Source organism: Curtobacterium sp. CFBP9011, assembly GCF_034045095.1.
GTDB lineage: Bacteria > Actinomycetota > Actinomycetes > Actinomycetales > Microbacteriaceae > Curtobacterium.
The window spans coordinates 1-731 of the sequence record NZ_JAXCWN010000018.1 but is presented as its reverse complement, the minus strand read 5'-3'; the positions used below and the strand labels follow the sequence as shown (position 1 = coordinate 731).

Here is a 731-nt window from a genome sequence, read left to right as displayed (position 1 = left end):
GCCGGGGTGTGTTCGGCGCGCTGTCACCAACCGCGCCGAGCGCGTTCAAGCAAAGGAATGAAGACATGCGCAAGTCCCTGAAGAACACGATCACCCTCGCCACCGCCGGCGCGATCGTCCTGGGCGGTGCCGGCTTCGGCATCACCGCCGCCAACGCCTCGACCCCGACCGTGCACACCGTCTCCTCCAGCTCCGCGTCGAAGATCCCCGCACCGGTCGCCTCGGTCCCCGAGGTCCTCGGCGGCAACACCTCCGTCGCCCTCGACAAGGGCTTCACCGACGCCCTCACCTCGCTGAAGCTGACCCCGGGCGTCTCCGGCAACGCCAAGCTCGCCGACGGCGCCGTGTCGTTCCCGATCACCTCCGGCTCGGTCACCTACTGGAGCCCGGACGGCAAGTACCGCCCCTACGTGCAGGGCCTGCTGAACCACGACGACTCCGGCCTGACCCTCAAGGCCGGCGACACCACCGTCACCCTCGAGAACTTCGTCGTGAACCCCGGCTCCTCGAAGCTCTCCGGTGACGTCCTCGTCAACGGCAAGGTCGCCGTCGCCAACGCCTACCTCTTCTCCCTCCACGGCGGGACGCTGAAGCCGCTCCAGCTCGAGGGCGACAACGCGATCCTCACCGGCACCACCGTCCACATCTCCGACGACGCCGCGAAGCTGCCCAACAGCACCTTCAAGACCGACGCCGTCAAGGGCGGCCTGCTCGTCGGCACCGCCACCATC

Annotated in this window: 1 protein-coding gene; it reads left to right on the top strand. The window is 68.7% G+C overall.

All coding sequences use genetic code 11. From position 1 onward, the window contains the following. Positions 1–65 precede the first annotated feature (65 nt). Positions 66–731, top strand: a 666-nt coding sequence (locus tag SOM35_RS17355) for a hypothetical protein (RefSeq protein ID WP_320516342.1), incomplete at its 3' end; no start/stop codon positions are given.